This window comes from Acaryochloris thomasi RCC1774, from assembly GCF_003231495.1.
Taxonomy (GTDB): domain Bacteria; phylum Cyanobacteriota; class Cyanobacteriia; order Thermosynechococcales; family Thermosynechococcaceae; genus RCC1774.
This window is the reverse complement of sequence record NZ_PQWO01000015.1, coordinates 110204-133860: the sequence shown is the minus strand read 5'-3', so window position 1 is coordinate 133860 and position 23657 is coordinate 110204. Positions and strand designations below refer to the sequence as shown.

The 23657-nt window shown below is 50.9% G+C and carries 20 protein-coding genes and 1 pseudogene; 13 read left to right on the top strand and 8 right to left on the bottom strand.

Annotated elements, in window-relative coordinates; translation table 11 throughout:
• Positions 1-190: 190 nt before the first annotated feature.
• Both hpsJ-A and C1752_RS20460 read right to left on the bottom strand, forming a co-directional pair.
• Positions 191-910 carry an HpsJ-like protein, cyanoexosortase A-associated gene (gene hpsJ-A, locus C1752_RS20465; RefSeq protein ID WP_110987913.1) on the bottom strand — a complete coding sequence of 240 codons (720 nt, stop codon included), beginning with the start codon at positions 908-910 and terminating at the stop codon, positions 191-193.
• 166 nt (positions 911-1076) lie between these two features.
• Positions 1077-2069 (bottom strand): M23 family metallopeptidase, encoded by a 993-nt coding sequence (locus tag C1752_RS20460; RefSeq protein ID WP_233501774.1) that lies wholly within the window; start codon positions 2067-2069, stop codon positions 1077-1079.
• Between the two features lie 658 nt (positions 2070-2727).
• Here C1752_RS20460 and C1752_RS20455 point away from each other — a divergent pair.
• Positions 2728-3249, top strand: a complete 522-nt coding sequence (locus tag C1752_RS20455) for a hypothetical protein (RefSeq protein ID WP_233501771.1) — start codon at positions 2728-2730, stop codon at positions 3247-3249.
• A 317-nt stretch (positions 3250-3566) separates the two neighbouring features.
• Positions 3567-5852 carry a GumC family protein gene (locus tag C1752_RS20450; protein WP_110987910.1) on the top strand — a complete coding sequence of 762 codons (2286 nt, stop codon included), beginning with the start codon at positions 3567-3569 and terminating at the stop codon, positions 5850-5852.
• A gap of 39 nt (positions 5853-5891) precedes the next feature.
• On the opposite strand, the gene C1752_RS20445 is transcribed toward C1752_RS20450, so the two are convergent.
• Positions 5892-6239 (bottom strand): DUF1830 domain-containing protein, encoded by a 348-nt coding sequence (locus C1752_RS20445; protein WP_110987909.1) that lies wholly within the window; start codon positions 6237-6239, stop codon positions 5892-5894.
• A gap of 391 nt (positions 6240-6630) precedes the next feature.
• Here C1752_RS20445 and C1752_RS20440 point away from each other — a divergent pair, with 391 nt between their 5' ends.
• Positions 6631-6918 carry an RNA recognition motif domain-containing protein gene (locus tag C1752_RS20440; RefSeq protein ID WP_110987908.1) on the top strand — a complete coding sequence of 96 codons (288 nt, stop codon included), beginning with the start codon at positions 6631-6633 and terminating at the stop codon, positions 6916-6918.
• A 624-nt stretch (positions 6919-7542) separates the two neighbouring features.
• Here the strand turns inward: C1752_RS20440 and C1752_RS20435 are convergent.
• Positions 7543-7923, bottom strand: coding sequence for a response regulator (locus tag C1752_RS20435; protein ID WP_110987907.1), 381 nt, complete (start codon positions 7921-7923; stop codon positions 7543-7545).
• Positions 7924-8403: 480 nt separating this feature from the next.
• Here C1752_RS20435 and rimO point away from each other — a divergent pair, with 480 nt between their 5' ends.
• The 4 genes from rimO to rne all read left to right on the top strand — a co-directional run bounded on the left by rimO (position 8404) and on the right by rne (position 14557).
• On the top strand, positions 8404-9750 hold the full coding sequence (gene rimO / locus C1752_RS20430; protein WP_110987906.1) for a 30S ribosomal protein S12 methylthiotransferase RimO: 1347 nt from the start codon (positions 8404-8406) through the stop codon (positions 9748-9750).
• 82 nt (positions 9751-9832) lie between these two features.
• Positions 9833-11224 (top strand): DEAD/DEAH box helicase, encoded by a 1392-nt coding sequence (locus C1752_RS20425; RefSeq protein ID WP_110987905.1) that lies wholly within the window; start codon positions 9833-9835, stop codon positions 11222-11224.
• 17 nt (positions 11225-11241) lie between these two features.
• Positions 11242-12030, top strand: a complete 789-nt coding sequence (gene cobS, locus C1752_RS20420) for an adenosylcobinamide-GDP ribazoletransferase (RefSeq protein ID WP_110987904.1) — start codon at positions 11242-11244, stop codon at positions 12028-12030.
• A gap of 427 nt (positions 12031-12457) precedes the next feature.
• Positions 12458-14557 carry a ribonuclease E gene (gene rne / locus C1752_RS20415; RefSeq protein WP_110987903.1) on the top strand — a complete coding sequence of 700 codons (2100 nt, stop codon included), beginning with the start codon at positions 12458-12460 and terminating at the stop codon, positions 14555-14557.
• Here rne and C1752_RS20410 read toward each other — a convergent pair.
• Complete coding sequence (locus tag C1752_RS20410) at positions 14554-15300, bottom strand: dienelactone hydrolase family protein (RefSeq protein ID WP_110987902.1); 747 nt, start codon at positions 15298-15300, stop codon at positions 14554-14556. The genes rne and C1752_RS20410 overlap by 4 nt on opposite strands.
• Positions 15301-15458: 158 nt before the next feature.
• Between C1752_RS20410 and plmA the strand changes: the two genes are divergently transcribed.
• The 3 genes from plmA (at position 15459) to C1752_RS20395 (ending at position 17473) form a co-directional block, all read left to right on the top strand.
• Positions 15459-16469, top strand: a complete 1011-nt coding sequence (gene plmA / locus C1752_RS20405; protein ID WP_110987901.1) for a transcriptional regulator PlmA — start codon at positions 15459-15461, stop codon at positions 16467-16469.
• A gap of 48 nt (positions 16470-16517) precedes the next feature.
• On the top strand, positions 16518-16823 hold the full coding sequence (locus tag C1752_RS20400) for an acylphosphatase (protein WP_110987900.1): 306 nt from the start codon (positions 16518-16520) through the stop codon (positions 16821-16823).
• Between the two features lie 206 nt (positions 16824-17029).
• Positions 17030-17473 carry a DUF4079 domain-containing protein gene (locus C1752_RS20395; RefSeq protein WP_110987899.1) on the top strand — a complete coding sequence of 148 codons (444 nt, stop codon included), beginning with the start codon at positions 17030-17032 and terminating at the stop codon, positions 17471-17473.
• A 16-nt stretch (positions 17474-17489) separates the two neighbouring features.
• Here C1752_RS20395 and C1752_RS20390 read toward each other — a convergent pair whose 3' ends face one another.
• Positions 17490-18311, bottom strand: coding sequence for an SDR family NAD(P)-dependent oxidoreductase (locus C1752_RS20390; protein WP_110987898.1), 822 nt, complete (start codon positions 18309-18311; stop codon positions 17490-17492).
• Between the two features lie 87 nt (positions 18312-18398).
• Between C1752_RS20390 and C1752_RS20385 the strand changes: the two genes are divergently transcribed.
• Positions 18399-19607, top strand: coding sequence for a M20 metallopeptidase family protein (locus tag C1752_RS20385; protein ID WP_110987897.1), 1209 nt, complete (start codon positions 18399-18401; stop codon positions 19605-19607).
• Between the two features lies 1 nt (position 19608).
• Positions 19609-20170: pseudogene (locus C1752_RS30345) on the top strand (Uma2 family endonuclease).
• Positions 20171-20180: 10 nt separating this feature from the next.
• On the opposite strand, the gene C1752_RS20375 reads toward C1752_RS30345, so the two are convergent.
• On the bottom strand, positions 20181-20483 hold the full coding sequence (locus C1752_RS20375; RefSeq protein ID WP_110987896.1) for a hypothetical protein: 303 nt from the start codon (positions 20481-20483) through the stop codon (positions 20181-20183).
• Positions 20484-20623: 140 nt separating this feature from the next.
• Positions 20624-21640: a Rieske 2Fe-2S domain-containing protein gene (locus tag C1752_RS20370; protein WP_110987895.1), complete on the bottom strand. Its 1017-nt coding sequence runs from the start codon at positions 21638-21640 to the stop codon at positions 20624-20626.
• A 441-nt stretch (positions 21641-22081) separates the two neighbouring features.
• Here C1752_RS20370 and C1752_RS20365 point away from each other — a divergent pair, with 441 nt between their 5' ends.
• Entirely contained in the window at positions 22082-23593 is a 1512-nt protein-coding gene (locus C1752_RS20365; RefSeq protein WP_110987894.1) for a UbiD family decarboxylase, read from the top strand.
• The last annotated feature ends 64 nt before the right edge of the window (positions 23594-23657 follow it).

The following is a 23657-nucleotide window of genomic DNA, read 5'->3' as shown; positions in this document are numbered from 1 at the left end:
ACACCGGCTACTAAGCCTAGATGGTCCAACGTTTCGACCTGAAGTTCTGACATCTGGAAAAACTCTATGAAGCTTGCACTGCTTCATTATCCGAAATTTACACTACCTGCGGAATGTAGGTCCTAACCTAGCCAACTATTGCCATAGCAGTCGATCTCAAGCATTTGGATACCGATCAAGAGCGAAGAATCTACTGGAGTCCTAGTAAAAAGGCCTTGTTTGCGCCGATGCCCAAGTAAATGAGACAGGAACCCGCCAGCAGTGCGCCCACAATCCACTTTATCGAATTTTTGAGATGCTGCTGTTGCTTCGTTTTATCCGCGGCAAGACTCTGTTGCTGCTGTAATGTTTGGTTCTTTTGTAGCTGAGAGAGCGCCTTTGCCTTCACGTCCTCAGGCGCATCCTGATCTGCTTCTGCCGATACCAATCTCCAGCGGCGGGCTAAGGGGAGCACCCGATCGGGGGAAGCATTCTGAATCTGCTGTTCTAGTTGCCGATAGCGGGATTTTTGCTCATTCTGCTGTAGAGATTGTTGGGCCCGGTTCAAATGCTGCAGGCGAATGCTGTTAGAGATGCCGAGTGGAATTAGGAGTAAATAGCCAACTCCGACGATAACGGCGATTAAAGCTAAGGGACGCAGGCAGAGCTTTTCAAGAGGCCGACGATAGCGCAACCCACCGTAGAAAACTAAAGCGAGACCGATCAAAGGAACCGGAACCTTATCCACCAGTTTTCCCAGCGTATAAAATTCCCATTGCGGGTTGAAGAAATCTGGCGGGAACATAATCGTTGCCACGTCAAAAGCTGAGAGTGCCAGCAAGACGTAGCCTGCCAATCGCAAGGAAAAAATTGAAACCCACTGGGTGCGGGAATCAAGGTGGGGGCTAGAGGCACTGGTCGGTTCTGGCATTTTAATTTCAGGTCATGTAGTTAAGGAAGTAGGTGGACGACGAGAAACTCTCAAAAAATGCGATCTCTCTACGATCTCAGAAATAGAGCCTACTTCTGTAAGAATTCTGGCTGCAGAGGTGCAGGAACTTTCTCGTAGCCTATATGTGTGAGGTGTTCTGGCCGTTCTATTTGCGAGCTAGTTGACCGTTGTCACAGGTGCCAGCAATAGCAAAGGGAGCCGTCTTGGTAAACTGGCGCGTATTTCTTCCTGGCCTTTGCACTTCTAGGTGTAGATGGGGGCCGGTGCTCCATCCTGAGTTGCCGCTGTAGCCGATCAGTTGACCGGCTTCGACCCAGTCTCCGGCTTTGATGCCGATGCTGCCAACAAATCCTTGCTGTAGATGAATATAGGCAGATCGATACCCACCGTCATGCTCAACCCAAACGTAATTGAACTTCGCAATATTCTCTTTGCCCCCCCCGGTATCAGGGTACTTGTCCTGAACTGCAATCACTCGACCTGGACGCATTGCATAAACAGGTGTGCCAATGTCAGCTGCTAAATCGTAGGCATACTCCATGCGGCCTTGATGGGTCCGGCCGCGAATTCCCTGACTCAGCCAGCCTTGACCGTTTAAAGGATGGCAGAAGCCCTGAAGGGGAGATGAAACGGTTGGATTGTCTTGGAGCGGTTGCTGTGCAAGGACACTTTCGGTAGCAGGCTTTGCCTGACTGGCTGATGCAGTTTCAGCGCCTCCTGTATCTATGAGGCTCATATAGCTTGTGTCATGCTCATAGTTTGCCGCGACTGGATTCATCTTTTTAGGCAGTCGCTCCGGTCTATCATTCCGAAATTGCAAGATGTCGTCCTGTTCAATCGGACTGCTATGAGCGACCACAGGAGTGTTTGTAACCAGCTGAGTTGCGCTAGGAAGCAAAGTTGTTGTGGAGAGCAGTACTGTTGCAATTAGGTTTCTCCAACGCTGCTCATTGAGTGCCTGTCGAAGCTGTGTTCGATTAACCCAACCGTGACTGACCAAGATTTCTCCTAGCTGAGTGCCGCTATGCTTTTGCTCAGCTAGAGCTGCAGTCAGTTGAGCCTGATTGATCAGGCCCTGCTGCATCAGCACTTCCCCGATACGAAGTTTTTCCCGAGTTCGGGAGGACTTGGTCAACACAAGAGTCTCCTAGGTTGCTAAAAATAGTGCAGGGTGTTCCGCAGGTCCTCTCAGTAAGAGAACACAGCGGTATTCGGCAATCCGACGTCATCTTTGAGCTGGGGAAGCGATGTCAAAAATTATGTTTAGGCATCTTTAGAATCGCGATTGAGTCTAATTGGTTCGTGCCTCATACTCCTATTATACCCGCAGAGTAATATAAAACGATCTCCGGATTTAGAAGCTCTTTCTGCTGTAGTTAACAATACTGAGAAAAGACATTTTTTCGTGCCCTAGATAATTTTTCGCCAAGAATGGATTTCTCTATCCTTCTTTCAGTAAGGGTTGCAGGGCAGAAAGTTTTTTCTTTCCTGTCCGCAGAAAAATTATAAATTTATCCATTCTATGTAAAACAAAATAGATTAAAAGATGTTTTTATCTATGCAGATAATTGTTTTTATTTATGCCAGTATTGATGTAGCTATTTATGCCTGCGTAATAATACGTAGTATTTGGGTTCCTGGAAGTTGAGGGTTTTTGCTAGAATCCGTAGGGCTGCATTGGGCTTTGGTCAACTGTGGCAAAAATGGTGTCGAGTGCAGGAGCCTGTAAGCGTATTGTTTCAGTTCAAAATCAATGATGATCTGAGCCTGTCATTATCAGAGGGGCAAGCAGGATGATGACCGTGTTTCCTAGGCGGCCTCTGTTGTGGATTCCTTCTGTTGCAGCTTCTGTTTGTCTCGGCTCCTTTGTCTTAGGGCAGGCAGCTTTAGGCTGCAGGGTTTCTAGGGTTGCTCAGGATGTTCTGCAGCTGGAGGGGCAAGAATATGTTGAGCTGCCAACGGGACTCTGTCCGGGCTACAGTGATGCGCTCTTGGGTAAAACTCAGGCTGTTGAGTATGGGGGAGTGATTTGCGATCGCAACGAAGCCTCCTACCTTTTGCTGCAGCGTTTAGTGGGTTATACCCCTGAGAAAAAAGCCATCTGGAAAGTTGTTCAGATTCGGACCTTAGCGCGCCTCAATAATGATCAGCAGAGCATCAGTGCGACCTGTAGACATACTCGAAAGCGCAAGCAGCCGGTTTTTGCCGTGATGAAAGATCAGACCAATCAGGTTCTGCAGGCTTGGGCCGTTGACCTTGAGCGAGAAACAATCCGACCCACTCAGCCCCACCTTGTTGACTGTAGTGACTCCCTCTAATCGCCGGAAGTGTTGGTGACTGTTCCAAACAGCAGATGGCGAGTGAGAGATGTCCGTGTCATGATTGATGGGACCGCAGATCTGGCAGTCAAATATCACTTTGCATCACCTCACCCCCCACAAGACAAGAGACTTGGAAACCGATTCCATAGACCTCTCGTCGTAAATCATGCTATCTATGCAATCAGTTCCTGAACTTGAGAAAGATAGAGTGAGCAAACTTTTCCTAGAATGAGGGGGTCTAGGGAAGATGCTTCTGGTACATGTGGAGCATGGAAATCGCTGATTCAAGAAGGACTGTAAATTGAGAGGTCTCCATGAGAACTGACCCCGACGAGACAACCGTGTCCCTTCTTACAGCTTATGAGCAATCAGAAGATCTAGCCTTCAAGCATATGGCTCCTTTCAAAGGGGCATCGAAAAAAGGTCTGCGAGTGGGGGCCGTCTCGCGTTTTCTGCGCCGGAACCTCCTCTTGATTTTAGCGACAACCTTGGGCATTTCTGGCTTAGTCTTTTACTTGGTTTGGCGCCAGCCTCGTCAGTATGAGGGAGAGTTTCAGCTTTTGGTGGAGCCATTAAGCGCAGAAGGACGGCTGACGAATTCCGCTGCCTCTTCACCGCAAAGTCAGCCAGGATCAGCAGAGACCGACTACGCTACTCTGATTCGATTGCTCAAAAGCCCCACCGTCTTGAACAAAATTATTGGCAAAATTCAGGCCCGTTATGCCGACCTTGACCATAACCGCCTTACGGGTACCCTCAACGTTAAGCGGGTTGAAGATTCCTCAGGTAAAACGAAACTGATTGGCGTCACCTATCAAGATCCAGATCTTCAGCAGATAAACTTTGTCCTTGAGCAGCTGGCGAGTGGCTATATTCAATATAGTAAGGAGGAGCGACAAACCTATCTGGGCGAAGGGATTTCCTTCATCTCTAAAAAGTTACCTGAAGCCCGTCAGAACGTTGCCAACCTTGAAAAGCAGCTACAGGAACTACAGCAAAAGTACCGAATCACCAATCCTGATACGGAGGGTGCTGGGTTAGCCCAGCAGGCAAGAGACTTAGAGTCTCAACGGCTCGATGTACGGCGGAGGCTGCAGGCCCAAAAATCGCTGTATGCCAACCTACAAGGACAACTAGGGCTAGCCCCTAGCGAAGCAATTGCGGCCTCTTCACTCACGGAGAACCCTCGATATCAGCAACTGATCGGGGAGCTGAAGCAGGTTGAAACTGAAATTGCAGCCCAGGCTGCCACGTTGACCGATGACAACCCCCTAATGCAGGACCTCAGGGCCAAGCAAGCCAACCTAAAGACCCTTCTAAGTCAAGAGACACGCAACCTAGCGAGCCAAAATTTGGCTGGGAACGGCAGCGCCAGCAACGTACCCAATTTTCAAGGCTCACTACAGCGAGGTCTCAGCCAGCAACTCGTCGAAACCCTAAATGATATCCAGGTGCTAGAAGTCCAGAGTCAAGCTGCTCAGCAGGCCTCTGAGGCCGTGGACAGAAAGCTGCAGCAGTTTCCTGCCATTCAGCGTCGGTATAACGAGATCCAGCGTGAGTTGGGGGGTGCAACCAAATCACTCAATCAGCTGCTCGAAAACCAAGAAAATCTCAAGGTCGAAGATGCTCAGCAGCAGATTCCCTGGCAGCTTGCCGTTAGCCCAGGGATTCGTCGCGATCAGAACGGTGATCCTGTCTCGCTAGGGCAAAGCCGACCCGCCAAGTTAGCGCTGGGCGTCTTAGGCGGTCTGTTGCTGGGGATAGGGCTGTCGCTGCTCCGAGAGAAGCGACAGAATGTCTTTCACAGCACTGCAGATTTAAGAGATGAGACTCAACTACCTTTATTAGGGGCTTTGCCCTTTAGTGAGACAGCCTCAGTTCTAGAGACCCATGAGATTGGCGATCTGCATAGCCCTAAACAGTCTCAACAGATGCTCAGACGCGCAGCCGAAGCTCTGTATGCGAAGCTGAAGTTCTTAAACTCTGAGATGCCGATTCAGTCGTTAGTGGTGAGCTCCGTCACGTCACGCGATGGCAAAACGACGGCTGCTATGCATCTTTCGCAGGTCGCCGCCAGCACGGGGCAGCGGGTGCTGCTAGTGGATGCTAATATGGCCATGCCTCAGCTCCATAGCTATTTAGGGGTACCGAATTTTGAGGGGTTGAGTGAAATCCTGCACAAGAAGCTCGACCCGACCCAGTACATCCAGCGATCGCCCCATCACGCTAACTTGTTTATTCTGTCTTCAGGTCAGTCCCTGGCTGGGGCCAGTCAGCTACTGGCTTCAGCTCAAATGCAGTATTTAATGGGCCAGTTCCAGAATATGTTTGATCTGGTTGTCTATGATACGGCTCACCTTTTGGATTACACGGATGCTCAGTATCTGAGCTGGCAGGCTGACGGCCTATTGCTGGTTGTGGGGATTGGTCGAACGCAGCACTCACTGGTACTCAAGGCCCTTAAGTCTCTTAGTAGCTCTCGTCTACCTATTTTGGGCACGGTGGCTAACTTTGCCAGCGGTGCGGCTGATGCCTTTGAAGGGGAGCGATCCTTAGGGGTGGGGCGGCCAGAAGACGAGTTTGAGATTTTTCGAGTTTAACGAACCCCTGATCGAGTCAACTCGGCAGAACTCAGCCCTCTATCTTGAAGCATTGAGAGGCTGACGGGTAATCAAGCGATCGCAAGTAATTCGTTCCGTTAAAATCGCTGTTGCAACATCGTAGGTATAGACTTCAAGTTCAGCATCGGCCGTTGCTGCAAACAAGATCTGACAATTGGGCAAGACAGTCCGCTCCAAGAAATTATCAGAGACTCTGGCTATTCGTATAATCTGAATCTGTTTCGTATCGTTGGTATAGCAATACAGGTCCCTCCTGTTCAGCGTTAAAGTCTTGGGACGTTCAATTTCTGTACTCAATTGAGGTGGCATGACGGCCTGCTCCGTTTCATCGATTACGTTGTTGCCGTGCTTCACTTCAGCATTCAAGTCTTTCGCCTGCTATGTAAGAGATTAATTGATCAATGTGTGAAAGCTGTGAGAGTATCCTGAGTCCCTTCGAGAAACCAACTCAAGATTTCTATCGAGAGAGTTGAGCGTATAGAACAGAATCACAAAAGAAGTCTCATCTCTTTATTGGACTGAAGACGTTAACGCTATTTCTCTATCCTCACAATTTCCTCACAAATGAATTATAGGTTCAAGATAGAAACTGAAAAATCCCGTGCCCTAAGTCGATAGATGCATTCCCTTGATATCTTAGAGCGAAAATTAACTACATCTCGATCGCAAAGTATGAAATCGGGTTTAAGTATATTTCCCTTGACTTATCACATTGTAAATATCGCTTATAACTGCCCTTTCTCTAGGAGTAACTACGATGTCAATTTATGTTGGTAATCTGTCTTTCGACATGGCTGAGGCAGACATCAGCAACGTTTTTTCAGCATATGGCACCGTTAAACAAGTCAATATTCCCACCCATCGCGATACCGGCCGTCATAGAGGCTTCGCCTTTGTAGAGATGGAAACGGCTAGCGAGGAAGAGGCCGCTATCTTAGCCCTTAACGGAATGGAGGTTATGGCACGGGATCTCAAGGTGGATAAAGCAAGGCAGAAGATAAATTATAGCCAAAACAGTAAAGGTGACTCTTACCATAAAGGCTGATAAAGAATGGGCCGCTGTAATACTTGGCTACTAATGTAGATTCAAAATTTCTAGAGAATTTATGCTTTTGATCTTGTTCTTCCCCATGATTTGACTATGATTTAATTGGCTTGCCGGAGTTCTGAAAAAAAGATGTCACCGTCAAAAAAAATGTCTTCATGAACCCCTTCTACAGGGTTGTCACTATCCTGGCAATACTCTTCGACAGCAGCTCCTCTTGACTTAGGTTCTACATTTTATGAGTCATTCTCTAGCAACGGATCAGCCGTATTATGCATGTAAGTCAGATGGAGAGCACCCCATTTTTGCAGAAACGCCGGGCGATTGAAATCGCGACTACATAGAAGGGAGCCGCCTACGCGGACTCACGCATTGTCTTTAACCTGCGCAGGCAATTTTGGTTTTTCTAGCTGCGATTTTAATCGTCAGATACCGAAGTGGGATGCTCCCAGTCAGATCATTTGTAGCAATCGGATGCAGGTTTGTGAAAGTTGTCGATTCTCTTGGCGTCATGCACCGTCGATTAGGCTGCTAGAACGAGTTGTTGAGGCTTATTCTAGTCTGCACAAAGACACTGCTTTGAAAAGCAAATAAGAAGTAGGAACACTTCAATAGCAAATAGTTTTATGTGGCCCAACCTAGTACATCTGAGATCTGAGTGGGTAGCTGCAGGGGGTCGAAGGGCTTGGATAGAGTCGCTTTTACACCCAGGTCTCGATACCGTTGTTGATCGGCTGCCTGTACCTTAGCAGTCAATAGAATGACGGGAATGGCTTGAGTTTTATTGTTCTCCTGTAGTTTGGCAAAGGTGGTCAGGCCATCCATGTCGGGCATCATTACGTCCAGCAGGATTGCATCGGGTTGGCTTTGCTCCGCCATTGCTAGTCCCTCGCGTCCAGAACCGGCTGTGAACACCTGCCATCCGCTAATTGTTTCGAGGGCAATTTGGATAATTTCCTGGATATAGCATTCGTTATCGATCACTAATATCTGCTTAGTAGACATCGATTTTGCTTCGTTCCGTGATGGTGTGCTGGTTTCTTTCTCTGACAGGTGGGGTTGATTACGAACCATCACAGCAAGCTATAAAACGGCCTCGGACCCCAGTTCCTTGTTCGCAATAGATGCTGAGTTGAAAGATTTAATTGCAAAGTTGAACGACTTTAATGTTTACCCCGTAGGTGTCTGAACAAAGGTTAGGGACTCTGCGCTAGCGTTTTCAGAGTTATCCGCCTGACACTAACAGCACCCTAAGCTAGAACCTTGAGGAACTTGTGAAGATATCTGAGAGCCAAAATGTTGGTGATGAAATTGATAGAGAAATGCTCGTGACGCTTATGGGGTAAAGGATACTGGATTAATCATTGAAGATATCTTATGGGTGCATAAATCATCACCTTCTGGCCAATCTGGGGTCTGGAAATCTGTCCGACTTCAATAGGCTAGGATGACCTAGGGAAACTTCAAAGCTTTGTCTTAATTTCTATGGCCGATAAATCTACGATTGCAGTTACCCATCTGGGCTGTGAAAAAAATCGCGTTGATACCGAGCATATGCTGGGGCTTCTAGTGGAGGCAGGCTATGGCGTTGATAGCGATGAAGCTATGGCTGACTACGTGATCGTCAATACCTGCAGCTTCATTCAAGAAGCGCGGCAAGAATCGGTCCGCACCTTAGTGGAACTGGCCGAGGCCGATAAGAAAATTGTGATCACGGGCTGTATGGCTCAGCACTTTCAAGAAGAATTGCTTGAAGAATTGCCCGAAGCCGTGGCCCTAGTGGGAACGGGCGACTATCACAAAATTGTGGATGTAATTGAACAGGTTGAACAGGGGAATCGCGTTACGGAAGTCACGCCTGAGCCAACCTATATTGCGGACGAAACAGTCCCCCGCTATCGCACGACCACCGAAGGGATGGCCTACCTACGGATTGCTGAAGGCTGCGACTATAGCTGCGCATTTTGCATTATTCCTCACCTGCGCGGCAAGCAGCGGTCTCGGTCTATTGAATCAATTGTGGCGGAAGCAGAACAGCTTGCAGCTCAAGGCGTCCAGGAATTGAGTCTGATCTCTCAAATCACGACCAACTATGGCTTAGATATCTATGGCAAGCCTCATTTAGCCGAGCTGCTGCGGGCGTTAGGCAAAGTCGATGTGTCGTGGATTCGGATGCACTATGCCTATCCGACGGGGCTCACCCCGGCAGTCCTGGAAGCCATTCAAGAAACAGGTAACGTGCTGCCCTATCTTGACCTGCCGCTGCAGCACTCTCATCCTGAAGTTCTGCGATCGATGAATCGCCCTTGGCAAGGTCAGGTAAACGACAAGATTATTGAACGCCTCAAAGCTGCGCTCCCAGATGCTGTCTTAAGAACAACTTTTATTGTGGGATTTCCTGGCGAGACGGAGGCCCACTTTGAGCATCTGTGTGAGTTTGTCCAGCGCCACCAGTTTGACCATGTGGGTGTGTTCACTTTTTCCCCGGAGGAGGGCACTGCGGCCCATGACCTGCCGAACCAGCTGCCGCAGGAGATCATGGATGCTCGCCGCGATCGCATCATGCAGATTCAGCAGCCGATCTCTTTAGAGCGAAACCTTCAGCAGGTGGGGCAGATTGTCAATGTGCTAGTGGAGCAAGAGCACCCTGGAACGGGAAAACTAATTGGGAGATCGTCTCGATTTGCTGCCGATGTGGATGGCCTCGTCTATATTCACCCCCAGGAAGGCGGATCCCAAAATCAGGCGGTACGCCTTGGAAGCCTTGTCCCTGTTGAGATTGTCGCAGCGGATGCCTACGATCTCCACGGCCATCTCTGTAATAATCCTTAAGGGATATCGCTTTTTGTAACATTTTATTGCAAGATAGAGATGGGCGAGTGGCATCGCCTAATGGATAACCATAGGAGATTGCATGACCCATTCGTTTAGCCAGCTCGGTCTTTCGCAGCATCGTGTCGAGTGTCTTGAGGCTTTAGACTTTAAAGAGCCGACCCCGATTCAGGCGCAAACCATTCCCCTGTTGCTGGAAGGGAAGGATATGGTTGGTCAGGCTCAGACCGGTACCGGTAAAACTGCAGCTTTTGCTTTGCCGATTTTAGAGCGTGTCGATCCAGCATCGGGTGCGATTCAGGCTTTAATTTTGACGCCCACTCGAGAACTCGCGGTTCAGGTGCGCCAAGCTATTCATTCTTTTAAAAGCGATCGCGACCTCAGGGTGCTTGCTATCTACGGTGGACAAGCTATTGATCGCCAGATTTCTCAGCTTCGTCGCGGTGTTCAAGTGGTGGTCGGTACTCCGGGACGGATGTTAGACCTGCTCAGTCGTGGCGAACTCTCTTTGGCTCAGGTCCAGTGGTTTGTCCTCGACGAAGCTGATGAGATGCTGAATATGGGATTTATCCCTGATGTTCGTAAGATCCTGAAGCAAATTCCGAAGGAGCGACAGACGGCGTTCTTCTCAGCGACGATGCCGCCAGAGATCTACAAGCTCACGAAGCAGTTCCTAAACGATCCGGTCACGATCACGGTGGAGCAGCCTAAGGCTGCACCCTCTCGCATCAATCAAATTGCCTATAAGATTCCTCGGGTTTGGGCGCGTCCGACTGTTTTGCAGGCGGTCTTAGAGCTAGAGAACCCAGCCTCTGCGATTATCTTTGTTCGCACCCGTCGAGATGCAGCCAATCTAACTCAGCAGCTTCAGGGGGCAGGCTACAGTGCCGATGAGTATCATGGCGACTTGAGCCAGGGGCAGAGAGAGCGCCTGCTCGGCCGATTCCGTCAGGGCCAGATTCGTTGGGTTGTCGCTACCGATATTGCTGCTCGTGGAATTCACGTTGACGATTTAACTCACGTGATTAACTATGATTTGCCTGATAGCCCTGAGAGCTATGTGCATCGCATTGGCCGCACTGGCCGAGCCGGAAACGAAGGAACCGCTATTTCTTTAATTCACCCGCTTGATCTTTGGAAGTTGCGTGGGATTGAGAAGCACGTCAATCAGACGATTCCGGTTCTGCCGACGCCGACGCGATCGCAAATCGAAGCTCAGCGCATTGAACAGCTCACTGAAGAGATTCACGGCATTTTGACTGGGGAAAGATTAGCTTCCTTCCTGCCACTGGTTTCTCAATTGGGTGAAGAGTACGACACGAGTGCGGTGGCGGCGGCGGCTCTACAGATGGCCTTTGATCGCTATCCGGCTGTGGGTGAGAAGCTGGACGCTCTCAACTCACCGAAGCCAGTGAAGAAGACGCCTCCCCCTAGTCCGATTAAGCGCCGTAGTTCTGGCGTAGCCTCTAGCTAGAGGCGATTTGCTGATCAATGGAACTTAGGGCAAGTCTAACCGCCGCCTTTCAGCAAGTGGGGGGTGCGTGGGTTTTCTATACCTGCCTGCCGCTACCGGCTAAGCTACCGCTGCAGTTCACTCGCATTGCCCGATGGGCTACAGGCATTGGCTTAGTGCTGGGTGCGTTGTTGGGGTTAGCGGATTTTGGCCTCGGACTGCTGCAGATGCCTTTGCTACCTCGCAGTGCCTTGATTGTGGCACTTTGGGTGGGCCTCACGGGTGGCCTTCACTTAGACGGCGCGATGGATACTGCTGATGGTTTGGCGGTCATGCAGCCAGATCGTCGGTTAGAGGTGATGGCCGATAGTCGCAGCGGTGCCTTTGGCGTCATGGTGGCGGTGATCATTCTGTCGCTTAAGGTCTGTGCGCTCAGCGCGGTCCCTGTATACCGACCTCTGGTGTTGATGTTGGCTGCCGCTTGGGGGCGATGGGGACAAATGGTTGCGATCGCAACTTACCCCTACCTCAAGCCAGAGGGCAAAGGCGCTTTTCATCGACAACATCTCCAACTGCCCTGGGATTTTATTCCTGGCCTCATGATCCTGACTGGACTTGCTAGCTTTCACGCCTTAATAGACACGCCGCTGGAAGCCGGTCTAACGCTCATTGCCGCAGCACTCATCTCTGCCGGTACTGGACTATGGTTCAATCAGCAATTAAGCGGCATGACCGGCGACGTCTATGGTGCCATCGTCGAATGGACCGAAGCTCTACTGCTGTGCGTTTTCACCTTGCCGATACTGCACTCCACAAACTTTATCTAAAACTCAGCATTGAGGGGGACAACTCCACGCTATAATGCTTGGCAACTAAAGCTCTTGCAGACTGTTCGTAGAAGTTAGAACCTGAGTTAGCCCCCACGGACGCTCTAATCGGTTGACTTCTGGCAAGCGCGTCAGCTTTTCTGTCTAAGATGCTAGACTTAAGCTTGCATCATGCAGTGAATGCCGTTGTTGAAAATTTGCATTTCAATGGCTTGCTAGCGTATCAGATGCAGTGCTTGAAATGAACGATCTCTCAAGCAATTCCAAGGCTTCTTACAACTTAATGAATTTATTAGAAATAGCCTTCGAGCAACCTCTAGGGTTCACGGTAAATCGCCTTTCTCTACTCTCAAATTTGTCACGTCAGCCCCAACCGTGCCTCGGATGAATCCTAGGTCTGAGGGCTGGCAGCTTTCGAGGAAATTGAATGTCCAAGCAAATCATCATTGCCGAACAGCATCGAATTGCTGCTGTATTTTCAGAAGACCAAATTCAAGAAATTATTGTGGCCACCGGCAGCCACCAAGTCGGTGATATCTATCTCGGGGTCGTTGAGAATGTCTTGCCCGGTATTGATGCCGCCTTCGTCAACCTAGGCGACACCGAAAAGAACGGTTTTATCCACGTGAGTGACCTCGGACCGGTACGTCTGAAGCGCTCTGCTGGCGCAATTACCGAGCTACTGACGCCTCAGCAAAAAGTGCTGGTGCAGGTGATGAAAGAGCCCACCGGCAATAAAGGACCGCGTCTAACGGGGAACCTCTCACTGCCAGGACGGTATCTCGTCTTAATGCCCTCAGGCCGAGGCGTTAACCTCTCGCGCCGGATTCGCAATGAAGAAGAGCGTAATCGACTACGCGCCCTCGGTATTTTAGTGAAGCCTGCCGGTATGGGCCTATTGGTGCGGACCGAAGCCGAAGATGTGCCTGAAGACGCGATCATCGAAGATCTAGAAATGCTGCAGAAGCAATGGGAATCTGTGCAGCAGCAGGCTAGTTCTTCCCGCGCTCCTTCATTGCTAGATCGAGATGACGATTTCGTCCAGCGGGTGTTGAGAGACGTTTACAGCGATGACGTTAACCGGATCGTGATTGATTCGAGTCCCGGCCTCAAGCGCGTTAAACAGCACCTGATGTCCTGGAATGAAAGTCGGTTGCCCCAGGGGGTACTCGTTGACCAGCATCACGAAGCAGCGTCCATTCTGGAGTACTTCCGCGTCAACGCTGCCATTCGCGAAGCCCTTAAGCCGAGGGTTGATTTACCCTCCGGTGGTTACATCATCATTGAACGCACCGAAGCGCTAACGGTGGTAGACGTCAACTCTGGCTCCTTCACGCGGTCGGCCACCGCCCGAGAAACCGTGCTGTGGACTAATTGTGAAGCCGCCACCGAGATTGCCCGTCAGTTACGGCTGCGTAACATCGCCGGGGTGATTATCATTGACTTCATTGATATGGACTCGCGCCGAGATCAGCTCCAGGTGCTGGAGCACTTCAATAAAGCCATTAAACCCGACAAGTCGCGCCCTCAGATTGCCCAGCTTTCTGAACTTGGCCTTGTTGAGCTGACTCGCAAGCGGCAGGGACAAAACATCTATGAGCTGTTTGGCCAGCCCTGCCCCACCTGCGGTGGACTCGGTCATCTTGCACATTTACCGGGTTCTGACCCAGAAGAAGTGGGCGAATCCGTTGAACGCTCCGCCCCCCGACGCTCCTCGCGGCGAGCGGCTCCTTCGCTTCCTGATGTAGGCTCGCCATCGCTGGACCCCTCTAAGAATTTACAGGAGCTAGATTTAACCAATCATCCTAGCTATCAGGAGCAGGGGACTCGCAAACGACGGCGACGGGCCAGACTCGGCGATAGTCTATCTCGCACCTCTTCGCGGATGCGGTCTGGATCTGAGAAAAAGCCGCCTAAGCCTGCTGAATCTAATGGCGTCGTATTGCCGACGAAGACTAGCCCTGACCGCTCCCGACCCAGCCGTTCAGAGACCAGTAGAAAGCAGGAAGAAGCGCCCCCCGAGCTCATTAGCATCACCATGACCGCTGAGGAACAGATTGTCTACGGGTTCATGGGCATCTCACCTTTGGCACTGTATGACGGCACCATTAAAAATCCGAAGTCGGTGACCGTTGATGTTTGTTTGCCTGGTGAAGAGAAAACACCTCCGGTCAAAGTTGTGTCTTTGAAGGATAAAACAGACGATTCAACGCCTGAGGCCGAGGCTACGCCTCAAGCGGAGTCTAAACCTAGGCGAGGACGCAGATCTAAGTCAGAGTCACCCGCACCCCCGATCAAGGTCTCGGATGTCGCCCCTGCGACGGCGACCGAGGTGCCTGCTGTGATCTCAGAGTCAGATACGACATCCCCAGAAGTCTCGACGCAGGAAGCTGTGGTTGAGGAACTCAGGGCCGAGGAAATTAAGACAGAGGTGCCTAAAGCTGATCCCAAACGCCGCCGCCGTCGCCGTTCTTCCAGCGCCAAGTCTACAGGGGCCAAACAGCTCTCACTGGAGACAGATAGCTAGCGATTTGCAAAGGTTCCTGCCAGCAATTCTTGAAACTGCTGCCAAGCATCAGCTGCTGCGGTGGGCTGGTAGCTGTCGCGCTGGTCGCAGAAAAAACCATGTCTGGCAGGGTATTGAGTGATCCGATGCTCAACGCCAGCTTCTTGAAGCACTTGACGAATTTGATCGACCTCTGGATTAGGGATCAGCACGTCTTGATTACCAAAAAAGCCATATAGCGTCCCTTTGATCTCTGGGGTCCGAGTCAGGGTGGGAGGGCCGCCTCCTGGTGTTAGGGTGGCGATGCCAGCGCCATAGAAGACGGCTGTAGCCGCAATTGCAGGCAGCGTGGCCACCAGATAGGCAACGTGGCCACCAAAGCAAAAGCCAATGGAGGCGATGCAGTCATTCTGGACTTGTTCAAGGGTATGGAGCATGTCAATTGTGGCTTGGGCATCACTGAGCAGTTCTGTGGCTGTCGTTTGGATCTTGTATTGTCGTCCTAGCTCTACTTCTTCAGGACTGTAGCCGACTTCAAATCCTGGGGCCTGCCGTTGATAGATGGCGGGGGCGATGGCAACATATCCCAACTGTGCAATCCGTTCGGTGACGTTGCGAATATGGGCGTTGACGCCAAATATTTCCTGCCAGACAATCACGGCGGGGTAGGGACCGGGCTCGCTTGGGACCGCTAGATATGCATCAATTTGTAACGAGCCATTGGGGATTTTCAGGGCTTGAGTGTGAATTTCTATATCAGCCATCGGATCTGTTGTGGAGGAATTAATCGCCGTTTATCGGTTTCTGCTATATTTTCGCAGGATTTGTGGAGCAGCGAGAATGCTGCTGGTCTCTAGTTTGAAGTCCCACAAGAGGACAAGGGCTGTGCTAAGCTGCGTCTGCGGCTTTCAGAGAGGCCCATATGGTGCAGTTCCAGATTCAATCCGATAGTGAAATTCCAGCGTCTACCCAGCTTTTTAACCAGATCTGCTTTGCGATCGCATCTCGACAATTTTCACCGGGTTACCGCCTGCCCAGCACCCGTCAGCTTGCGATGCAGACAGGGCTACATCGCAACACTATTAGTAAAGTTTACGAACGCTTAGAAACGGCAGGCTTTGTCGAAGCTCAGATGGGGTCCGGCATTTACGTGCGGGCGTTGGGGCAAGAGCCAATTCCGATTAGCAAAGAGCAAGCCGACGTTCCCGTTGAAGAGTTGATTGAGCAAAGCCTGGATGGTTTTTTGCAGCAGGGCTACTCCCTAGGGGAAGTCAAGAGCATGCTGCTAGCTGCGATTAAGGAGCGTCTGCGCGCCAGCTCACAACTGATCGTGACCGTACCGCAGCACGATCTCGGCGCTGGAGAGATTATCGTCCAAGAGCTAGATCTGGCCCTCTCGATCCCGATTAAGCTGATTCCGTTAGAGGAGCTAGACGCATCCCTTCAGAGGCGGGCCGCAGCCACTATTGTCACGGTCCGCTACTTTGCTAAAGAAGCCCATGATATTGTCGAGGCGCGTCAGGATGACGATCTGAAAGCCTTTCGGGTAATTCCTATCGATATTTATAACTACAGCGATGAGCTAGAGCTGATCAAAGAGCTGCCTAAAGAGGGGCGGTTGGGACTGGTCAGCCTGAGTTCTGGCACCCTGGGCGTTGCGGAAGTTATGATCTCTAGCCTGCGGGGTGACGATCTCTATGTGATGACGGCTCAGTGCCATGACACCCAGCGGCTGAGTGCCTTGATTCGTCACTCGCAAACGATTATTAGTGATCGCGCTAGTTGCCAGACCCTCAGAGCCGCAATGGCTGAAGCTGAACCTGATCTGATTCGACGGCCTAAGGTGATCTACTGTAAAACCTACATTGATACACAGTCTGTAGAGCTGCTCCGGCGTGAGCTGGGCATGGAGGCTTCACCCGTCAAAGCTTAGGCATACTTATTCCCTAAATGATGTGAAAAGCAATTCAGTAGAAGACGGATGGTACCCTCTAACTCTTCGACATCAAGTAGCGCTATCTGCCAGCACGCAATTATTTCAGGGCGTGTGCAGGGTGTGGGCTACCGCTATACGACTCAGGAGCAAGCGACCCGTCTTGGCCTGGTGGGCTGGGTCCGCAATTTGCCCGATGGACAGGTGGAGGCGATGGTCGAGGGCGATCGCACTCAGGTCCAGAAGCTTGTAGATTGGTTGGACAGCGGTCCACCTGCAGCTCGGGTCGAGTCAGTGGTCATTGAGGAGCAGTCACTGCAAAACTTTGAGCGGTTCGAGATTCGGCGAAGTTAGGGAGGTGTCTGCCTTCACTTGCCGAAAGAGGGGAGGGCATTAAAAATGCGATCGCAAGTATTGAAAAAGGTATTTATACCCAACATTTTACCGAGCGAAACATAGCCTGAAGGTTACTGAGATCACAAGAAACACCCACTTATTAAAAACGATGACCAAGGATTTTGCTACCATTTGCTTGCACTCGTGATCGTGGGAGTAACATCGTGCACTTACCCTCCTTTATGTGGCTCTGGCGAATTGCAGCCTGGTCTATGGGCCTCACTGTCATGCTGTTTTTTGGGTTGGCCGCTGTTGGTCTGGTGCTGAGAAGGCAGAGACTTGCTCCCGGTGCGAGACCCCAGAAATGGCTTCGTATTCTGCATCGAGGCTTAGGCATTGCCCTCGTACTGCTGATTGTGAATCTACTTGCCATTGGTCTAGTGGGTACACTGGGCCACTACGGAAGCCTGGGCCATTCATGGCATCTTCCGGTCGGATTAATTGTGGTTGCTCTTTCCTTCGCTTCTGCCTGGTCGGCGACGCGCATTCACCCTCAACGTCCTTGGGCGCGACCGTTACATCTCAGAATCAACAGCCTTCTGTTTGTCGCGCTAGCACTCGTTTCACTGTCGGGCTGGTCTGTTGTGCAAAAATATATGCCGCAGTAGTGCGCTGCAGTCTCGATCACCGTGATCGCTTTATCCAGCGCTGAACAATAGTAGGGACTGTGACCCGACAGCGATAAACCTGGCCGCTAACCCCATCCGTGGTGCTAGAGACCATCTTGACGATAGTGGTCTGGATCTGCTCCGCAGGTGTCGTAAATAGAAATAAAGCAAAACTTAGCCCCTTGAGACGCTGGGCTGCTTCATCGGTCAGTGGCTCAATCTTGGTCATCAAGTCAGTTGCCACTAAACCAGGCCGTAGTCCCAAAATTGAGATCGGGGTCTGTTTGTATTCTTCCGCCATGACCAATGTGAATCGTCGTACCGCCGATTTAGACGTGGCATAGGCACTCATGTAGCCATACTTATCGACGCGGCTATCTCGATCGCCGGCACCGAACACATTCACAATCTTGCCTTGGTTACGCTCTAACATGTGCTGGAGAGCGACCGTTGTTCCATGATAGGTGCCGTAAAGATTCGTCTGCACCACCCGTTTCCAGCGCTCGATGGGGATATCAAGGGTCTGAGCATAGGGACTGGCAATTCCGGCATTGTTAATCCAAATATCAATTTGCCCAAACCTTTCAATGGTTTTAGCTGCTAGCTGTTCCACCTGTCCTAAAGAGGTAACGTCACAGGTGGTGCCCATGATCTGGCCCGTGCCCGGAGCCAACGCATTCCGTTCAAGCTGCTCACAGACGGCCCCAGTCTCTGATCGTGAGGACACCACAACATTCGCTCCTGCGGCAATGAGCGCCTGAGCCATGATGAGGCCAATGCCCCGCGTACTGCCCGTGACAACAGCAGTGCGACCTTGCAGTGGAAATAAATCAGCCATAGGTTAAGAGTCGTTCAAGCTTGCAGCCTTCACCCAAGCGGTCAGAAAGAGAAAGCTATAGTGAAGATATTCCCTTCAATAGCGTATATGGTTACGACTCCTGTCACGTTTACCCCCCACATTCGACCCGAAATCCAGTTGCTTCAGGCTGATCTTGTCAATTGGCGCCGCGATCTTCACCAGCATCCTGAACTAGGCTTTGAAGAATTTCGTACCGCAGAGGTTGTCTCCCAAAAGTTGACGGAATGGGGCATTGATCATCAAACAGGGGTAGCAAAAACTGGAATCATTGCCACCGTTGAGGGGGATTTGCCGGGGCCGGTGTTGGCGATTCGGGCCGATATGGATGCGCTGCCGGTCCAAGAGGCCAATCAGGTTCCCTACCGCTCTAAGCATGATGGCCGGATGCATGCCTGTGGTCATGACGGGCATGTTGCGATCGCACTGGGCACTGCCTACCACCTTTCCCGAAGCCGTGAGCACTTGAAAGGCACCCTCAAACTGATCTTCCAACCCGCCGAAGAATCGCCGGGGGGAGCCAAGCCCATGATTGAAGAAGGGGCGCTCAAAAATCCTGACGTAGACGCCATTATCGGTCTCCATCTTTGGAACAACTTGCCCCTCGGAACCATTGGTGTCCGCAGCGGTCCCCTGATGGCGGCAGTCGAGTTATTTGAATGTCACATCCAAGGAAAAGGCGGTCACGGAGCGATGCCCCACCAGACCGTTGATTCTGTCGTAGTGGCGGCTCAAATTGTGAATGCGCTGCAGACCATTGTTTCTCGCACCGTCAATCCGCTAGAGTCTGCCGTTGTAACCGTAGGCGAACTCCATGCGGGGGTTGCCAATAACGTGATTGCCGACTCCGCCCGCATGACCGGCACGGTGCGCTACTTCAACCCCGAACTAGAAAACGTGATTGGCAAGCGCGTCGAAGACATTGTTGCCGGAATTTGCCAAAGCCACGGCGCGACCTACGACCTCAACTATTGGCCCTTGTATCCGGCCGTGATCAACGATGACAAGATGGCACAGCTAGTGCGTTCAGTGGCTGAAACCGTTATCGAAACCCCGGTGGGCGTTGTTCCTGAGTGTCAGACTATGGGCGGTGAAGATATGTCTTATTTTTTGCAGGAAGTGCCAGGCTGCTACTTCTTTGTCGGCGCAGCTAATAAGGAACGTGGCTTAGCCTATCCCCACCACCATCCTCGCTTCGACTTCGACGAAACGGCTTTAGGGATAGGGGTAGAAATTTTTCTGCGCTGTATCGAAAAATTTAGTTCAGAATCTCACTAACATGCTTCAAGTACCTCAAAAAGTACTCACGCTGGAAGCTTTTCTGGACCTACCAGAAACAGAACCTGCCGGTGAGTACATTGATGGAAATATTATTCAAAAGCCGATGTCGCAAGGAAAACATAGCGTCATTCAAGGAGTTAGTATCGGCCCTCAACTCTGTCGTCAAAGCGCAGCGAATAGCTCGGACATTCCCTGAACTGCGCTGTACCTTTGGAGATCGCTCTACTGTTCCTGATATTGCCGTTCTCCTTTAGGACCGTATTCCCCGTGATCAAAAGGGAGAAGTTACAAATATATTTTCTCTTGTGCCTGACTGGACAATCGAGATTTTGTCGCCGGGACAAAGTTATACAGAAGTTGTGAAAAATATTTTGCACTGTCTCAGTCATGGCACTCAAATGGGGTGGCTCATCGACCCCGCAGAACAGTTGGTTTTTGTTTACTGCCCTAATCAGTCGACCGCCTTCTACGAAGAAATGGAGGCGAAGTTACCCGTGCCTGATTTTGCTGAAGCCTTTGACTTAACGGTCAAAGAACTGTTTGCTTGGCTGAAAGAATAGGAAAACCGCGCTAGCCAATCATGCCGAGGGTGGCGATATACGATTGGTCTGCAGCATTAAAACTAAACCGGCGGATGATGGTTTCCACTGATTCGATGGGCAGCGTATCAATCACCGTTGCCCGAAACGTAATGGCCGGAACCTCAGGTACCTCTAAAGCACAGTGGTCAGAATGAATAAAGATGCGTTGAATCGGCTTTAGGTCGTAGGAGACTTCTACCTCCAGTTCAGGATGGCCGATAAACACATGGAACATTTCCATCTGCCGCCAGAACTGAAGCGTACTCCGCTTAAACTCAGGATGCAAGACCATAACGGTACCCCTGATTAAGTTTTGCTTAAGTTTGACTTATTATGCCCGCAGCCAAACTTGAGACTGCAGTATATTGCGAATTCTTTAAGCACTCGCAGCCGTCGAGTGCCAATATGCCCATGTTAGAAAGCCGCTGATGGCTACCGTTCCTGCCAATCAGGGCTGCTTTGCTCAATCTGATTGCGCCAGCGACGATAGCTAATCCCTAACTTGTCATATCCCACAGGTGTTCGCCAAATGTCCGCGCCTGCAGCAAGTCGATCTTGCTGACCTACGACCAACCGCAGGTCTTCGTCAATCACGCGCTGGGCCATCGAGCGCCAGAACCGATCTTTACCAGGCAGAAATCTGGCCCAGCCATAAAAATCCAGCGAAAGTTGATAGAGCAGTCGGGTTTTACCCTGACCTGCGGGTAGGCAGCAGTGTAGCTGATGCAGATGGCGACCGCAGGTTTTGCCGCGTAGACCAATGGTACTGATCACGTAGCAAGGTGGCTCAAAGGACATTTCAATGGGGTAAGGATCCCAATGTCCCGTCAGGGGAGTCTGGGGGGTCATAAACCTTACTAAGTCAGGTACAGACCAGCCCCTAGCAAACGTACCGGTGTGAGTGAAAGGTGCATGGGCAAGGTCCAGGAGATTTTCCAGCAGTAAGCCATGCTCAACGGGTAGCTCCATCGCGACTTCAGCATGGAGCTGAAACCCCTCTGGAAGCTGATAAATGTGTTCAGACAGTTCCGTTGGCTGTGCTGAACCTGGCCAGACCCAAATCATCCCATTTTGTTCTTGGCAGGGTAGGCTTTTGATCTGCACCTGAATGTGCTGACAAGATGGCATGTGGGTACAGCTACCGCTGGCATCGTACTGCCAACCGTGGTAGCCACACTGCACGGTTCCGTCTACCACTTGCCCTAGAGATAGCGGGCAGGCACGGTGAGCGCATTCGTCTTGGATACAGCCAACTTGCCCCTGGCGATCTCGAAAAAGAACCCAGGGCTGATCAAAAAGTTCAAAGGAGATGAGGGTTGCGTCCTGAAGCTTAGAAGAAAATTCAACAGCGTACCAATAGTCTTTCAAACCGCTAGCCAGGAGACCTGTCGTTGGCGCTGTCAGGGTTGTCTGACGCGTTTTCTTCTCTCTGTCAACAACCTGTTCCATTAAGGTGATGGCCTTGCTATAGTACCTGCGATTTCCTGACACGTTCAAATTTCGAGAGTTGCTCACAAGCTGTCAGCAGAGAACAAAACGCTCAGAACACTTTTATCCTAAGGCGATTGCACGGCCTCCATTAAGATAAAGTCCCCTGCCCATGAAGGCAAGATGGATGGACTCAGATGCGAAGGGGGTGGGCAAGGTTTTTTAAGGTCATGTTTATTGTGAAAATAGTGGAATAAAACCTGACAACTGAGTTTTGCAGTTAATGAGGCATTTCCCCGCAGTCTGTATAAAAAATTTAACCGAGCTAGCCTTTCTGGAATGGGGCTATTACTCTTCAGTGAGACCTTCCCACCCCCGATAAGTCACAAATAGGAGTCAATAAAATCCCCGTATAACTTCACTTCTCGCAATAATGAAGGATGTATCCACAATGAGAGAGTCATGGCTAGAGACCTACGGGGATTTATCAAGCTTCTAGAGCAGCGAGGACAATTGCGGCGGATTACGGCGCTGGTAGACCCTGATTTAGAAATTTCTGAAATTGCCAATCGCATGCTGCAGCAGGGTGGTCCGGCTCTTCTATTTGAGAATGTAAAGGGAACTGATCAGTCTGTCGCCGTCAATCTGATGGGCACGGTGGAGCGGGTTTGCTGGGCGATGAATGTGGAGCAGCCGGAAGAGCTTGAGGCACTAGGGCAAAAGCTAGCGCTACTCTATCAACCGAAGCCGCCAAAGACGCTGGCGCAGACGGTGAACTTTGGTAAGGTGCTTTTTGATGTGGTGCGCGCCAAGCCCGATCGTGACTTGTTCCCGCCCTGTCATCAGGTGGTGCTCAAGGATGAGCAGGTTGATTTGACCCAAGTTCCAATGCTGCGCGTTTATTCAGGTGATGCGGACAAAGTGATCACGCTGGGTCTGATGATTACCCGCGATCCAGAGAGCAAGATTCCTAATGTGGGTGTCTATCGGCTGCAGATTCAGTCTAAAAATACGATGACGGTGCAGTGGCTGTCGGTGCGGGGAGCCACGCGACATCTGCGGAAAGCTGCGGAGCGGGGGGAGAAGCTAGAGGTTGCGATCTCACTCGGCGTAGATCCCCTCGTGATCATGGCGGCAGCCACTCCTCTACCCATCGATTTATCAGAATGGCTATTTGCCGGACTCTACGGCGGTAAAGGCATTAACCTCTCCAAGTGTAAAACGGTGGATTTAGAAGTTCCTGCTGATGCCGAAATGATTCTTGAAGGAACGATTACCCCTGGTGACGTGGCGGTGGATGGCCCCGCAGGAGATCACATCGGTTTCTACGGCCCCGTCAATGAGAAGGCCCCGCTGATTCGCTTCAACTGCGTTACCCATCGCAAGAATCCGATCTACTTAACGGCTTTCAGCGGACGCCCACCCAAGGAAGATGCCATGATGGCCATCGCCCTCAATCGAATTTATACGCCAATCCTGCGGCAGCAGGTCACTGAGATTGTTGATTTCTTTCTACCGATGGAAGCGCTCAGCTATAAAGCTGCCATTATTTCCATCAAGAAATCCTATCCAGGGCAGGCGCGTCGAGCGGCATTAGCCTTCTGGAGCGCCCTCCCCCAGTTTTCCTACACCAAGTTTGTGATTGTCGTGGATGAGACCATTAATATCCGCGATCCGCGCGCGGTGGTGTGGGCGATCAGTTCTCAGGTTGATCCGGCGCGCGACGTCTTTATTTTGCCGGACAATCCCTTTGATAGCCTTGACTTTGCCACGGCTCAGCCTGGTTTGGGTGGCAAGATGGGGATTGATGCCACCACCAAGATCTATCCTGAGACCGACCGTGAATGGAGCGAACCCCTGACTCCAGATCCTGAGACGGCTGCGATTGTTGATCGACGCTGGGCTGAATATGGTCTGGCCGATTTGCAGCTGACTGATGTGGACCCTAACTTGTTTGGCTACGACATGAAGTGAGCTGAATACAGTGAGATGTCAAAGGCTGTGTCACAATCTTCAGCAGTCTGTACTTCTAAAAGCC

Bases quoted from the DNA above. Each gene is read 5' to 3' on its own strand.
- hpsJ-A (WP_110987913.1), bottom strand. From the start codon at position 910: ATGCCAGAACCGACCAGTGCCTCTAGCCCCCACCTTGATTCCCGCACC.
- C1752_RS20455 (WP_233501771.1), top strand. From the start codon at position 2,728: ATGACCGTGTTTCCTAGGCGGCCTCTGTTGTGGATTCCTTCTGTTGCA.
- C1752_RS20450 (WP_110987910.1), top strand. From the start codon at position 3,567: ATGAGAACTGACCCCGACGAGACAACCGTGTCCCTTCTTACAGCTTAT.
- C1752_RS20440 (WP_110987908.1), top strand. From the start codon at position 6,631: ATGTCAATTTATGTTGGTAATCTGTCTTTCGACATGGCTGAGGCAGAC.
- C1752_RS20435 (WP_110987907.1), bottom strand. From the start codon at position 7,923: ATGTCTACTAAGCAGATATTAGTGATCGATAACGAATGCTATATCCAG.
- rimO (WP_110987906.1), top strand. From the start codon at position 8,404: ATGGCCGATAAATCTACGATTGCAGTTACCCATCTGGGCTGTGAAAAA.
- C1752_RS20425 (WP_110987905.1), top strand. From the start codon at position 9,833: ATGACCCATTCGTTTAGCCAGCTCGGTCTTTCGCAGCATCGTGTCGAG.
- cobS (WP_110987904.1), top strand. From the start codon at position 11,242: ATGGAACTTAGGGCAAGTCTAACCGCCGCCTTTCAGCAAGTGGGGGGT.
- rne (WP_110987903.1), top strand. From the start codon at position 12,458: ATGTCCAAGCAAATCATCATTGCCGAACAGCATCGAATTGCTGCTGTA.
- C1752_RS20410 (WP_110987902.1), bottom strand. From the start codon at position 15,300: ATGGCTGATATAGAAATTCACACTCAAGCCCTGAAAATCCCCAATGGC.
- plmA (WP_110987901.1), top strand. From the start codon at position 15,459: ATGGTGCAGTTCCAGATTCAATCCGATAGTGAAATTCCAGCGTCTACC.
- C1752_RS20400 (WP_110987900.1), top strand. From the start codon at position 16,518: ATGGTACCCTCTAACTCTTCGACATCAAGTAGCGCTATCTGCCAGCAC.
- C1752_RS20390 (WP_110987898.1), bottom strand. From the start codon at position 18,311: ATGGCTGATTTATTTCCACTGCAAGGTCGCACTGCTGTTGTCACGGGC.
- C1752_RS20385 (WP_110987897.1), top strand. From the start codon at position 18,399: ATGGTTACGACTCCTGTCACGTTTACCCCCCACATTCGACCCGAAATC.
- C1752_RS20375 (WP_110987896.1), bottom strand. From the start codon at position 20,483: ATGGTCTTGCATCCTGAGTTTAAGCGGAGTACGCTTCAGTTCTGGCGG.
- C1752_RS20370 (WP_110987895.1), bottom strand. From the start codon at position 21,640: ATGGAACAGGTTGTTGACAGAGAGAAGAAAACGCGTCAGACAACCCTG.
- C1752_RS20365 (WP_110987894.1), top strand. From the start codon at position 22,082: ATGGCTAGAGACCTACGGGGATTTATCAAGCTTCTAGAGCAGCGAGGA.